Genomic DNA, 13,502 nt, shown 5'->3' with positions numbered 1-13,502 from the left:
TAATGCTTGGCTGTCTAGTGCTTTTTTAGAAGAAATGATGCGTTTGCTTACGCTTTGCTCACTCTGCCACAAAAGTCAGCTCTTGATAGCCCCCACTCCGCCTTATTCGCTGGTTTTATGGCCGTTTTAGTCCCTCTGGGCTTGCAACCACTGGTGATGCTTCAGCTGGCACTTTTTTATGCATTCCCAAACCAAAATAGCATGCCGTCACCAACCCCAAGAAAATCACCCCGACCAATAAAGATAAACGGGTATCCGGGTTGATCCCCATCCCCACTAACACACAAATCAGGAAAGCAATGGTCAGGTAGTTTACATAGGGGAACATAATAGATTTGAACGGATGCTGCTTCAATGCCTCAACATGGGCCTGGCGGAAACGCAATTGGCTGACTAAGACCACGAACCAGGGCACCATCCCCGGCAACACACTGGCGCTGTAAACATACACAAACACCTGCTGTGGATTCGGAATAATGTAATTGAGGCTAGAGCCGACCATCAGACATAAAATCGTGACGGCAATACAATAGACCGGAACACCGCTGGAGGACAACTTGGTCAAACACGCGGGTAACTGGCGATTCTTCGCCAAGGCATACAACATGCGCCCGCCACTGTACATGCCGCTATTGCAGCCCGATAGCGCGGCGGTGAGCACCACAAAGTTGATAATTCCCGCGGCTGAAACTATCCCTATCTTGGCAAAGGTCAATACAAACGGGCTGCCGCCGGTGCCAATACCATCCCACGGGAAGATAGTCACAATCACGAAAATCGCCCCGACATAGAAAATCAGAATGCGCCAGAGGATATTATTGATGGCACGCTTTAATGTGACTTTCGGGTTTCTGGCTTCGCCGGCAGTAATTCCCACCAACTCAACCCCCTGATAGGACGCCACCACAATACACAGCGCAAACATAAAACCTTTCCAACCCCCAGCAAAGAAGCCGCCATGGGCCGTCAGGTTATCAAAACCGATGGGTTGACCATGATTACCAAAGCCGAAGAAAATGACACCCAGGCCCACCAAAATCATCACAATGATGGTGGTTACTTTGATCATTGCAAACCAGAACTCCAGTTCGCCATATAACCTGACCGCTGCCAGGTTAGCCAGTGCCACTATCGCCACCCCAGCAATGGCGGGCAACCATTGCGGAATTTCCGGGAACCAAAACTGAACATAGACACCAATCGCGGTAATCTCAGATATCCCCACCGCAATCCACATGAACCAATAGCCCCATGCGGTCAGATAGCCAAAATAGGGGCTGAGATATTTATGCGCATACACGGCAAAAGAGCCGGCAACTGGCTCCAGATACAGCATTTCCCCCATTGAGCGCATAATGAAGAACACAAACAAACCGGCAATAATATAAGCCAGTAAGACTGACGGCCCCGCCCACTTCAATGTACTGGCCGAGCCCATAAACAACCCGACACCAATAGTTCCACCCAATGCTATCAGTTCGATATGCCGGGCTTCCAGCCCACGATGCAACCCTTTTTTCCCTTCGTTATCTGCCATATATCCTCTTAAGCCAAATGCTGTGTCTGCTCCGGATTTCCCGGTTGTTGTTGTTTTAAAAATAAAATTAACGACCAAATAATAATATTTAGCCTAATAATTAATACGGATTAAAGAATAGAAAAACGCCCATAAAAAACCGGGTCGTGCCGCAGATTTAGTGGTAATGGTTAATTGTCAGATACCATCCGATGATCTTATCGTGCATTTCTTCTGATTTTGAGAAGCAGATAGTCTTGCGGGCTAACCGTTTGAGATGGGTTCGCAAGTTCAGATTATGTCGCTCTATCCTCTGGGTGTATTTCTTGCTGATAACATGACTGGTTGAGGACAATAAAGTGCGGTATACCGGCCAGGCATCGGTCATGTAGAAGGCAATGCTAAACTGGCTCAGCAAAACCAGAAGACGCTTTAATGTCAAAGCATTTCGCGGGCCAAATACATGGGCGATAACGCGCTTTCGGATGCGGTCATAGGCATAAAACAGCCAGCGTTGATTGCCTTTACAGCGGACATATGACCACTGCTCATCGGCTTCACAGCAGATAACCACCTCTGCGCTAGGCTCTACGTTTTGCGCTACCTGGTGCGGCGTAAGTTTTTTAGATGACGCAGAACGGTATTGAGGCTTATCCGTAGAACCCGTGCTGTATCGCGGCATCCGGAGCCGTTCATCGCCATATCAACGATGGCCTGATGGGTTTCGGGTTTAGCTCCGTTGTAGCGATAGCTGAGCTGGAAGGTCTTCAGGCATTGGTTACAGCGATAGAGCTGCGCCCCTGAGCCGGAGTGGCCGTTTCGGATAACCCCATGAGTTTCAGAACAGCGAGGACAAACCACATCAATCTTTGCCATCAATCATCCAAAGGGTAAAGAGTACACCAACACTAAGTTTGCGTCACGACCAAAAACCGCGCTGATAACCACAAAACCGTAACCGGCCGGTATCGTTCCGTATCTGGGCCAGATAAGCAAACAAGAAACTAAAACTTTATGGAATAAAAATTATAAAATTGATTCCATAATTGAATTAAGGCGGGATGGTATTAATCTGTGGAATGAGTGGAGAAGGTTTTATAGCATCAGGGCCAGTAAAACCCTGATGCTATAATGGTGATTACAAGCGGCCGCTGTAATAATAGCCGACAAACTTAAGCAGCTTGAATTGGCGACGAATACGGCTTGGTTGCGCCAGCAGGCGATAAAGCCACTCCAGCCCCAAGTTCTGCCATATCTTGGGCGCGCGTTTTACATGCCCAGTAAAGACGTCGTAAGTGCCGCCAACCCCCATATACAGGGCGTTCGGGTATATTTTACGGCAGTCTCGCATAAACATTTCTTGTTTAGGTGACCCCATGGCTACTGTGACGATGGCCGCACCGCTGGCAGCAATCCGTGCAAACAGAGCTTCTCGTTGTTCTGGCGTGAAATAACCGTCTTGGCTCCCCACCAGATTCACATTCCATTGCGCGCGCAACTTGGCTTCAGTTTCGGCCAAAACGTCAGGTTTGCCACCGACCAAAAATACTGGCGTCCCTTGCTGGCCCGCGCGCTGCATCAGAGCTTCCCATAAGTCAGCACCCGCAACCCTTGACAGCTTCGCCTGCGGGTATTTACGGCGAATGGCGCGTACCATGCTGATACCATCGGCATACAGATATTCCGCCTCACCGATCAGCTCACGCAGTGCAGCATCGTCTTCGGCTTTCAGCAATTTCTCGGCATTCATCGCCACTAACGTCCCCGTCTTTACCGGGCCACTACTCAGCAGATGATCCAGTGCCTGAGTCATGTCACGAAAACCCCAGATGTCAAAACCACGGACACGGTATTTGGGAATATCAATAAATTTTGGAGTAGCAGTATTCTGTTCCATCACGACCCTTACAGTTGGCTGCTCGCTTGAGACATGGATGACGGCTGCGGTTTACCAACACGACGCTGTACCCGTTGCTTTATCAAACCCGCCGTATCGAACAACCAATACAACAATTTCGCCAGTATCAAACAGGCACCAAAAATCACGCAGAAAAATACCACCCGCGAGACAAAGGAATCTAACCCTTCGCGAGCCAACACGATAATGTTAAATACCGCGCCAAAACAGAAGCTTTGCAGGATGGCCGCTTTGTAGCGATTCTTCTCTGCTTTGCCTTGTTCATACAACCAGTCGAACCATTTAATGATTAACCCCACCACGATGGCGCCCAGCGGGATAAACAGCACCCCGCCCATCACCACTAAAGACCCAATCAAAGTCGGGGAAATAGCTAGCCCTGAGTGATTATCGAGCACATCCCAAGTAAAGTAATTGGCGGTATTCAGCACCAAATCCGGCCGAGCGGGCCACAAGGAACTTGGAATAAACACATAGAAATCACGGATAATCGGCGCTAAGCCCTGAAAATCAATTTTATCGTAATTTTGCAGTAGCAAGCCCAGGTTTTCCCACGGCGAGAAAGTATCCCGCGTTAGGTAAAGGAAAGTATAAAACGCCTCCGCGCCATTTACATCCAGGCCATAACGTTTCAGCGCCAGCCAGAACATGCCGACAATCCCAAAGACCCCGGCCGCTGCCAGCATCCACAAGGTTATCCAGCCGCGCACGATACCAATAAACAGGAATAATGAGAACGCGATGATGATGTTCGCGCGAGTCCCACCGACAATAACATAGGTCAAGATGCCAAACGCCACCGTGCTGGCCAAAAAGAAAAACCAGGCGCGCATATCTTGCTTGAGGAAATAAACCACCAACATCGCCGGGATAAAGAAGTAGAAAAAGCGCTTCAGTGCCACACCAGAGACATCGCTGGAGAAGATTTTGCTGTAGGAGTCGAGCTTAAAGAGCAGGAAACCATTTTGCATAAAGAAGATGCCGACAGTGCCGATGGCCACCAGCGCCAGCAGTATCCAGGTCAGGTTGGTTTCTACCCGATTCATGGTAAATATCGGCGCTCTCGGCTGGCTGCGCGGCTTACGCAAGCGGGTTTTATAACTCACATAGTAAATGCCATAGAATGCCGTGGCTGACAGCATGGCATACAGTAAGTACTCCACCGGCACCACCGCCACCCCAAACTGGAATACCAACATGCAAGTCAGCGGGAAACCAAAGTAGAAAGTCAGCAAATAGAGCATTGAAAACAGGACGTTGAAGTTGAAGCGCACACGCCTAAACTCCTGATACGTCAATGTCAGGATAAAAATAACGGCTATCAGATAGACGCTGAAAAGCCCGCCAAATTGCCCCAGCGTCATGAATGTTCTCCTGCAGCAAGTGCCAGCGCCTGCTGCCAACCCTCAATATAATTAGGGTTAAAGAAGGCGATATCGTGCTTATCTAACCCCGCTAATTGCCGCTGCGCCTCGCGGATCAATGGTTCGTCCAATGAGTCGCCATAGAACAGCACTGGAATATGCTGCTCAGCCAAATCTTGCCAGAAGGGATTCTTACGGCTTAAAACAAACGGTACGCCAAACTGCGTTAATAAACACAGCGTGCCAATACCTTGCTGGCGGTTAAAAATAAAATAGCCCAAATCGCATTCGCGCAGGATATTCAGATAATCATCAAACGGGATCTGCTCTGTCAGGATGCGCAGGTTATCTGGTGCAAACAGCGCCAGACCCGCCTGCCTCACCTGCTCGATATACAGCTCATTATGAGCCGGATACCCCATCGGCAGGATAACCCTAGCATCAGGGCCAAATTGCTGATGAATCGCCTTTAGCGCCTCAATATGGCGGTTGGTGGTGTCACCAGAGTTGCCAACCAGAATCGTCATTGGTCCCGCCAGCGGCTTCTCAATATTGATGCCCGTTAATGCTGGGTCCATCCGCGTTGGGAAATAGAGCAGTGACGCCGGCACCCGAGGGTGGCGCTGTTGGAAGTGAATTAAATCACCACGGGTCGCGAAAACGTGGCCCACCCGCCCCTGTGCAATGCGGCGCAACAGGTAGAATAAGCGGAATTTCCAGCTTTTGGCATCTTCGTATAAATCTGCTCCCCAAATATGCCAATAAACTTGGTGCGGCTTGATTTTCCCACTCAGCAACGCTAGCCACAAAGTGGCATTAAATTGCCCATGCCAGAAAAAGCGGGTATCGCGCGAAGCCTGGGCGCGGGCTATAACCGCCTCAGCCAATGCTTTCTTATTGCTGTGCGCCGCTATATCCAACTGAGGAAATGATGAAAATGGGGCCGTTTCTTTTGCCGCGACCATAAAATGGCGGGCCTGCTCTGCGGGCACGCGAGTCATTAGCACATCATTAAAGAAGCGCAATACCGTCAGATTATGGTGCGGGATATCAGATCCCAGTACATGAATCAGGGTTGTCATTTTTTTCTACTGTACAGAGTGTTTACGGTGATGAATGTCTGCGATACATAAGGAATACGCAGCTACAGAGCACAAAATAGACAATATAAGTCGCCATATAGGCCTGTGCCGCTCCCAAAGAACCATTCATTGGAATTAACCAATGGGCAAACCCGGTCAACAGTAAGAACTGACTGACTTCCGTCAGAATGTAAAAACGCAAAGATGCTTTGGCAATCACCAAATAGCCGAACACATACGAGCCAACCTTTAACACATCGCCGACCAACTGCCAGGCAAACAGGTCGCGCATGGCCGTGAACTGGTGAGAAAATAGCAGCCAGATAGCAAAATCACGTAATAACCAGACCATAAAACTGGCGGTTGCCACTGCCGGTAACACAAACTTCAATGAGCGCAGAATTTCACGGGAAATATCTGCTTTCGCTTTAAGCCTTGAAAGTGTTGGCAACAAATAGACAGTAAATGACGCAGTAATAAATTGTAGGTAAGCATCTGAAATACTGCTCACCCCTTGCCAGATCCCCACCGCATCCCAGCCATAACGGTCAGCCAGCAAGTTACGCATCATCACATAAGCCACCGGCAAGGTCACCGAGGTAATCAACGCCATGATGGTAAACTTACCCAAATGGCTCGCCAAGGCTTTATCCCAGCTAAGTTTAAGGTAACTTAAGGGAATAGTCTTGCGCCGAATGAGCATGGCGGCGGCGGGAATCACCACTAACGCGGGCACCAATGCCAAACCCACCAGCGCACCGGGATAACCGCCAATCCGAAAACAGAGATAGTACGCGGCCACACCAATCAGACTGCCGCCGATGACTGCCAGCGCATTCCCCATGGCATCGCGATAACCTTTGAGGATCGCCAGAAATAGGTTGGCATAGGCAATCCCCAGTTGGATAAACGCCACCGCCCGCACCACATTCTGATAATCAGCATGACCAAATAACGCGATGCTGACAGGTTTGGCCGCCAACAGGAAAATGAATGCCAGTAAAGTAGAGAACCCCAGCACAATGGCCGATGAGGTTCCCAACACCGCTCGCAAACGTTCAGGCTGCTGATGGTATTCAGCCACATATTTAGTAATACCGTTGAAGATACCCGCGCCAGAGAGCACGCCCAAGACAGTAATAAGCTGGCGGAAGTTACCCGCCTGCCCGACACCACTGGGGCCAAAGGTCACCGCCAGCAGTTTAACCACTAACAGCCCTACGCCGATCTTAATCAGCGTAGAGCCAGCAGTCCAAATCGATGCTTTTGCCAGAGACATATCAGGCGAAGAAACTGAGAACAGTATTAATGACCGTGCTCTGATTCACATCAGTCAGGTTATAGAAGATTGGCAAGCGAACCAGACGTTCACTTTCCTTCGTGGTAAAGCGGTCTGCGCCATCCATGCGGCCAAATTCTTCACCTGCCGGGCATGCATGCAGCGGAATGTAGTGGAATACCGCCATGATTTCAGCTTCTTTTAAGTAGCTGATAAATGCTGAGCGCTCTTCAATATCACGCAGTTTGATGTAAAACATGTGCGCGTTCTGTGCCACATTGTCCGGAATAACCGGTAAATCAATGCGACCAGCCGCGGCCAACGGTTTGAAAGCATTATAATAAGTGTGCCACAGCGCTAGGCGACGCTCATTAATTTGCTCTGCCGCTTCCAACTGACCCCATAAGTAAGCTGCTTGTAAATCAGACATCAAATAGCTGGAGCCAATATCACGCCAGGTATATTTATCTACCTGACCACGGAAGAACTGACTGCGGTTAGTGCCTTTTTCGCGGATGATCTCAGCACGGTCAATCAGTGACGGGTCATTAATCAGCGTCGCACCGCCTTCACCACCCGCCGTGTAATTCTTGGTTTCATGGAAGCTAAAACAACCAATGTGGCCGATGGTGCCCAGCGCCTGGCCTTTGTAAGTCGACATCACGCCCTGCGCGGCATCTTCAACCACAAACAAATTATGTTTTTTTGCCAGCGCCATGATGGTGTCCATTTCACAGGCCACACCTGCATAATGGACTGGCACGATAACCTTGGTTTTGTCGGTGATGGCCGCTTCAATCTTGGTTTCGTCAATATTCATGGTATCTGGGCGAATATCCACAAACACCATTTTCGCGCCACGCAGCACAAAAGCATTGGCGGTAGACACGAAAGTGAAACTTGGCATGATAATTTCATCGCCGGGCTTGATATCCAGCAGCAACGCGGCCATTTCCAAAGAGGCGGTACAAGACGGTGTCAGCAAGACTTTCGGGCAATCGAAACGTTTCTCCATCCACTGCTGACAGCGACGGGTAAACCCACCATCGCCGCATAATTTGCCGCTGGTGATTGCCGCCTGCATATAATCCAGTTCAGTGCCGACTACCGGTGGAGCGTTAAATGGAATCATCTCATCCCCTGCATAACCAATACGCGGTGCTCTCAATCGAGGCACCACTGCGAATATAAAGACGTAAAGCAGCAATATTGCTCATCTGTGTGGCTACCCGTAATCGGTGTAACCCATGACTCTGGCACCACTGCTTTGCCGCCGACATTAATAATGAACCAATGCCTTTGCCCTGCGCCTCAGGAAATACCGCCAATAGGCCAATACGCGCGCTGCCATCTTGTAAATCGCGTAATGTCACAAACCCCGCTGGCTGCCCCGTGGCATCCATCACCAACAAACATTGATGATCAAAAATGCCCAGCACCGCCTTTTCGGCCCATAGCGCATAAAATCGTCCGCTGTCCTGTGGGTCATACCACGGCGCGCGAAAACGACTCAGCGCAAAAGCTTGGGCCGCGACACGGCGCAACAGTGGGATATCAGCCATGGTTGCAACCCGCTGTTGGCCGGTTTTAGCATCTTGTTCAGATGTAGCATTTTCCGTGCCAACCGCACATTCCACTGACAATGCCAGATCAACTTCCCCTTCGACGAGTTTAAAATCAAGCTGTCCAAGAGAGTCAATAAGATCAAGGCGATGGGTAGGCACTTTCGCTTGGATAAGGGTAAAAGCATCCAACTCAGCCGGGTTAATTTGCGGGGCTGAGTCGGAGAAAATCAGTTTTGCACTCGGCCGCTGGAAAAATTCACTCTCCCAGGCCAGTGGCTCAATACTGGCGTGGACGGGCATGGAGTAAGTCCAACAGATATTTGCCATAGCCAGTTTTCGCCAATGCGGTCGCTGCGCGCCTGACGCCGTCGTCATCCAACCAGCCATTACGCCAGGAGATTTCCTCCAGACAGGCAATTTTGAAACCTTGACGTTTTTCAACAGTTTGAACAAAGGTGCTGGCTTCAATCAGACTGTCGTGAGTGCCGGTGTCGAGCCAAGCAAAACCACGACCCAATAATTCCACCGTCAACTCACCGCGCTCTAAATACATCTGGTTGATACTGGTAATTTCCAGCTCACCCCGGGAGGAGGGTTTAACTTGCTTTGCAAAATCAACCACTTGATTATCATAAAAATAAAGCCCAGTCACCGCCCAATTAGACTTCGGCTGGCTCGGCTTCTCTTCAATAGATAACGCGCGGAAGTTGTCATCAAACTCCACGACGCCAAAGCGCTCTGGGTCCATAACCTGATAGCCGAAAACTGTCGCGCCGTGCTCACGTGCTGCAACTGCTTTCAGTTTCGGGCTAAACCCCTGACCGAAATAGATATTATCGCCAAGTACCAAACAGCAAGGCTCATGGCCGATAAACTCTTCACCGATGATAAATGCTTGTGCTAGGCCATCAGGGCTGGGCTGCGCGGCATAACTCAGATTGATACCAAATTCTGCGCCATTACCCAGCAAGCGCTGGAATGACGGCAAATCTTCTGGTGTTGAGATAATCAGGATATCGCGGATCCCGGCCAGCATCAGCACTGACAGCGGATAGTAAATCATCGGTTTATCGTAGACGGGAAGCAGTTGCTTGGAGACGCCACGGGTGATGGGATGCAACCTTGTACCGGAGCCACCAGCCAGAATTATGCCTTTCATATTTACTCCCAAAATCATCAAGCTAAGACACGATTAAAATCAATTAATCGTGCCATTCTTATGATAAATCGATTTTTTTAGCCTTTGGCGGGGTGCCTTACAATGGGCAAGAGACTACTGAATCATTCACTTAAACCCAAACGCTCACCAGCGTAAGAACCATCCTGCACACGACGCCACCAAGATTCATTATTCAAATACCACAACACGGTTTTACGGATACCACTTTCGAATGTTTCCTGTGGCCGCCAGCCCAGTTCCCGCTCAATTTTGCTGGCATCGATGGCATAGCGCATATCGTGGCCGGGGCGGTCTTTGACATAAGTTATCAGGTCACGATAGTGGGCAATTCCTGCCGGTTTTTGCGGAACCAGCTCATCCAATAGGGTGCAGATGGTTTCAACCACTTCAATATTCTTGCGCTCGTTATGCCCGCCGATATTGTAAGTTTCGCCCACCACACCCTCGGTCACCACCTGATACAGCGCCCGGGCGTGATCTTCCACAAACAACCAATCGCGAACTTGCGCACCATTGCCATACACTGGCAGCGGTTTTCCCGCGAGCGCATTCAGAATAACCAGCGGGATCAATTTCTCAGGGAAATGATACGGGCCGTAGTTATTTGAGCAATTGGTCACCAAGGTCGGTAAACCATATGTCCGCAACCAGGCGCGAACCAGATGGTCGCTAGAGGCCTTGGAGGCAGAGTAAGGGCTACTTGGCGCGTAAGGTGTGGTTTCGGTGAATAAATCATCCGTACCATGCAGGTCGCCATATACTTCATCAGTTGAGATATGGTGGAAACGAAATGCCAGTTTTGCCTCAGCACTCAGTTGCGACCAGTAATGACGCGCCGCCTCTAACATCTGGTAAGTGCCCACGACGTTAGTTTCAATAAAGGCCGCGGGGCCATCAATTGAGCGGTCAACATGGCTTTCTGCCGCCAGATGCATCACGACATCTGGTTGATATTGCGCAAAAACCCGATCCAACTCAGCACGAGAGCAGATATCAACCTGTTCAAAAGCATAGCGCTCACTTTGCGCGACCACCGCCAGTGACTCCAAATTGCCGGCATAGGTGAGTTTATCCACCACCACCACACTGTCTGAGGTGCCATTGATAATATGTCTTACCACTGCGGAGCCGATAAAACCGGCCCCACCGGTGACCAGAATACGTCTCAACGCCATACTCCTTTCGTATCCACAATCCACGATTGCTTCACATTTTCCGGTTTAATCGCCTTAAATTGGCTGTGATCGACCAACATCACCAGCACATCAGCTTGCTGCAAGGCTGTTGCCGTGTCTTTCAGAGTCACGTGGCCGGCCAGAGATTTCGGCAATTGCTCAACATTCGGCTCCACCACCAAAGTTTCACCGGTGTGCCATTCGGCAATCAAATGGGCAATTTCAACCGCGGGGCTTTCGCGCAGGTCATCAATATTTGGTTTAAATGCCAGACCGAAGCAGGCAATTTTCACTTCAGAGGCGCGTTTGTCCGTGGCTGCCAGACAATCTGCCACCGCGGCTTTAACCCGGTCAACAACCCACAGCGGTTTACCATCATTTACCAGACGGGCGGTGTGGATTAGGCGAGCCAATTGCGGGTTTTGAGAGACAATAAACCACGGGTCAACAGCGATACAGTGGCCGCCCACACCAGGGCCGGGCTGCAAAATATTCACACGCGGATGACGATTCGCCAGGCGAATCAGTTCCCACACATTGATTCCCTGCTCATCACAAATCAGAGACAATTCATTGGCGAAAGCAATGTTCACGTCACGGAAACTGTTTTCCGTCAGCTTACACATTTCGGCGGTGCGGGAGTTAGTCACCACACATTCACCTTCGAGGAAAATTTTGTACAACTCACTGGCGCGAGCAGAACATTTTGGTGTCATACCGCCAATAACACGGTCATTTTGAATCAGTTCCACCATCACCTGGCCCGGCAATACGCGCTCAGGGCAATACGCGATGTTAATATCCGCCTCTTCACCGGCGGCCTGTGGGAAGCTCAAATCAGGGCGAACTTCAGCCAGCCATTGGGCCATTTGCTCCGTCGCGCCGACCGGGGAAGTCGATTCCAGAATGACCAAATCGCCTTTTTTCAACACCGGGGCAATAGATTTAGCCGCGGACTCAACAAAAACCATATCCGGCTCATGATCGCCTTTAAATGGTGTTGGGACGGCAATAAGAAACGCATCGGCGGGCAGTGGCTTGGTTACCGCTTGTAAGTAACCCCCTTCAACCGCAATTTTTACCACTTTGTCTAAATCCGGCTCCACGATATGGATAGCACCGCGATTAATGGTTTCAACCGCATGGGCATTGACATCAACACCAATCACTTTCTTCTTGCGCGACGCGAAAGCAGCGGCAGTTGGCAGGCCAATATACCCAAGACCGATAACAGAAATAGTTTCAAAACTCATAGCGTCACCTGATGATTCTTTAAAGCTTCAAGGATGCGTTGACAGGCATGCCCGTCACCGTAAGGATTATGTGCCCGCGTCATTTGATGATAGGCAGTTTCATCAGTCAGCAAGCGGGTCACAGCATCGACAATTTTATTAATATTAGTGCCAACCAGCAAAACTGTACCGGAATCGACTGCTTCCGGGCGCTCCGTGGTATCGCGCATCACCAATACCGGCTTACCTAATGACGGCGCCTCTTCCTGAATACCACCGGAATCCGTCAGGATCAGGTAGGCATGGTTCATCAGATAAACGAATGGCAGATAATCTTGCGGGTCAATCAGAATGATATTATCAATCCCTTTCAGGATACGATTGACCGGTTCACTGACGTTAGGATTGAGATGCACCGGATAAACTACTTGTACATCAGGATGTTGGCGCGCAATTTCAGCTAATGCACTGCAGATCCGCTCAAAACCACCGCCAAAACTCTCACGACGGTGGCCAGTGACCAGAATCATCTTTTTCTTGGCATCAAGGAAGGGGTAGCGCTCGGCTAAACTGGCACGTAATTCCGGGTTATTCATCACCCGGTCCCGCACCCAGAACAGCGCGTCAATCACGGTATTGCCCGTCACAAAGATACGGCTTTCCGGCACCATTTCGCGCAACAGATTTTGCCGCGAGTTTTCCGTCGGGGCAAAATGATACATAGCAAGATGGCCGGTCAGTTGGCGGTTGGCTTCTTCTGGCCACGGAGAATAGAGATTCCCAGTGCGTAAGCCCGCTTCGACATGCCCAACAGGAATGCGGTGATAAAACGCGGCCAAGCTGGTCGACAGGGTTGTCGTGGTATCGCCATGCACCAAGATTACATCCGGCTTAAACTCCGCCAGAACGGGCTTTAGCCCTTCCAGAATACGGCAAGTTATCTCCGTTAATCCCTGTCCCGGCTTCATAATATTTAAATCATAATCCGGTTGAATCTCAAATAAACGCAGCACTTGATCCAGCATCTCACGATGCTGAGCAGTGACACAAACTCTTGATTCAATGGCTTCATCCTGAGCCAAGGCATGCACCAGAGGAGCCATTTTAATGGCTTCAGGCCGGGTGCCAAAAACAGTCAACACTTTCACAGTGAATCTCTTTAAGGTCAGTTAGCCGCAGACAACGCCTGCA

The 13,502-nt window shown here is 50.0% G+C and carries 12 protein-coding genes; all 12 read right to left on the bottom strand.

Features of this window, described 5'->3' with window-relative positions; translation table 11 throughout:
* Positions 1-115: 115 nt before the first annotated feature.
* Positions 116-1,537, bottom strand: coding sequence for a bifunctional threonine/serine APC transporter ThrP (gene thrP, locus D5F51_RS00965; RefSeq protein WP_129195360.1), 1,422 nt, complete (start codon positions 1,535-1,537; stop codon positions 116-118).
* A 157-nt stretch (positions 1,538-1,694) separates the two neighbouring features.
* A protein-coding gene (locus D5F51_RS00960) for an IS1 family transposase (protein ID WP_100273935.1) occupies positions 1,695-2,392 on the bottom strand; the annotation gives its coding sequence in 2 pieces (ribosomal slippage) (positions 1,695-2,134 and positions 2,134-2,392; 699 coding nt in all).
* Positions 2,393-2,654: 262 nt separating this feature from the next.
* Positions 2,655-3,413, bottom strand: a complete 759-nt coding sequence (wecG, locus tag D5F51_RS00955) for a lipopolysaccharide N-acetylmannosaminouronosyltransferase (RefSeq protein WP_025379921.1) — start codon at positions 3,411-3,413, stop codon at positions 2,655-2,657.
* 8 nt (positions 3,414-3,421) lie between these two features.
* Entirely contained in the window at positions 3,422-4,798 is a 1,377-nt protein-coding gene (gene wzyE, locus D5F51_RS00950; RefSeq protein ID WP_025379922.1) for an ECA oligosaccharide polymerase, read from the bottom strand.
* A complete protein-coding gene (locus D5F51_RS00945; protein WP_129195359.1) occupies positions 4,795-5,880 on the bottom strand; it encodes a TDP-N-acetylfucosamine:lipid II N-acetylfucosaminyltransferase in 1,086 nt (361 codons plus the stop codon). The genes wzyE and D5F51_RS00945 overlap by 4 nt, the downstream gene beginning before the upstream one ends.
* A gap of 22 nt (positions 5,881-5,902) precedes the next feature.
* Positions 5,903-7,159, bottom strand: coding sequence for a lipid III flippase WzxE (wzxE, locus tag D5F51_RS00940; RefSeq protein ID WP_025379924.1), 1,257 nt, complete (start codon positions 7,157-7,159; stop codon positions 5,903-5,905).
* Between the two features lies 1 nt (position 7,160).
* Positions 7,161-8,291, bottom strand: a complete 1,131-nt coding sequence (rffA, locus tag D5F51_RS00935; RefSeq protein WP_129195358.1) for a dTDP-4-amino-4,6-dideoxygalactose transaminase — start codon at positions 8,289-8,291, stop codon at positions 7,161-7,163.
* Position 8,292: 1 nt separating this feature from the next.
* Positions 8,293-9,024 carry a dTDP-4-amino-4,6-dideoxy-D-galactose acyltransferase gene (gene rffC, locus D5F51_RS00930; RefSeq protein WP_129199109.1) on the bottom strand — a complete coding sequence of 244 codons (732 nt, stop codon included), beginning with the start codon at positions 9,022-9,024 and terminating at the stop codon, positions 8,293-8,295.
* Entirely contained in the window at positions 9,002-9,883 is an 882-nt protein-coding gene (rfbA, locus tag D5F51_RS00925; protein WP_129195357.1) for a glucose-1-phosphate thymidylyltransferase RfbA, read from the bottom strand. The genes rffC and rfbA overlap by 23 nt, the downstream gene beginning before the upstream one ends.
* A gap of 122 nt (positions 9,884-10,005) precedes the next feature.
* Positions 10,006-11,079, bottom strand: coding sequence for a dTDP-glucose 4,6-dehydratase (gene rffG, locus D5F51_RS00920; RefSeq protein WP_025379928.1), 1,074 nt, complete (start codon positions 11,077-11,079; stop codon positions 10,006-10,008).
* On the bottom strand, positions 11,070-12,332 hold the full coding sequence (gene wecC / locus D5F51_RS00915) for a UDP-N-acetyl-D-mannosamine dehydrogenase (RefSeq protein WP_025379929.1): 1,263 nt from the start codon (positions 12,330-12,332) through the stop codon (positions 11,070-11,072). Before wecC ends, rffG begins: the two co-directional genes overlap by 10 nt.
* Positions 12,329-13,459: a non-hydrolyzing UDP-N-acetylglucosamine 2-epimerase gene (gene wecB / locus D5F51_RS00910; protein ID WP_025379930.1), complete on the bottom strand. Its 1,131-nt coding sequence runs from the start codon at positions 13,457-13,459 to the stop codon at positions 12,329-12,331. The genes wecC and wecB overlap by 4 nt, the downstream gene beginning before the upstream one ends.
* Positions 13,460-13,502: the final 43 nt, after the last annotated feature.

Origin of the sequence: Yersinia hibernica, assembly GCF_004124235.1 — a bacterium.
Taxonomy (GTDB): domain Bacteria; phylum Pseudomonadota; class Gammaproteobacteria; order Enterobacterales; family Enterobacteriaceae; genus Yersinia; species Yersinia hibernica.
This window is presented reverse-complemented; position numbering and strand designations above follow the sequence as displayed.

Coding starts and splice junctions, on each gene's coding strand:
- thrP (WP_129195360.1), bottom strand. CDS start 1,537: ATGGCAGATAACGAAGGGAAAAAAGGGTTGCATCGTGGGCTGGAAGCC.
- wecG (WP_025379921.1), bottom strand. CDS start 3,413: ATGGAACAGAATACTGCTACTCCAAAATTTATTGATATTCCCAAATAC.
- wzyE (WP_025379922.1), bottom strand. CDS start 4,798: ATGACGCTGGGGCAATTTGGCGGGCTTTTCAGCGTCTATCTGATAGCC.
- D5F51_RS00945 (WP_129195359.1), bottom strand. CDS start 5,880: ATGACAACCCTGATTCATGTACTGGGATCTGATATCCCGCACCATAAT.
- wzxE (WP_025379924.1), bottom strand. CDS start 7,159: ATGTCTCTGGCAAAAGCATCGATTTGGACTGCTGGCTCTACGCTGATT.
- rffA (WP_129195358.1), bottom strand. CDS start 8,291: ATGATTCCATTTAACGCTCCACCGGTAGTCGGCACTGAACTGGATTAT.
- rffC (WP_129199109.1), bottom strand. CDS start 9,024: ATGCCCGTCCACGCCAGTATTGAGCCACTGGCCTGGGAGAGTGAATTT.
- rfbA (WP_129195357.1), bottom strand. CDS start 9,883: ATGAAAGGCATAATTCTGGCTGGTGGCTCCGGTACAAGGTTGCATCCC.
- rffG (WP_025379928.1), bottom strand. CDS start 11,079: ATGGCGTTGAGACGTATTCTGGTCACCGGTGGGGCCGGTTTTATCGGC.
- wecC (WP_025379929.1), bottom strand. CDS start 12,332: ATGAGTTTTGAAACTATTTCTGTTATCGGTCTTGGGTATATTGGCCTG.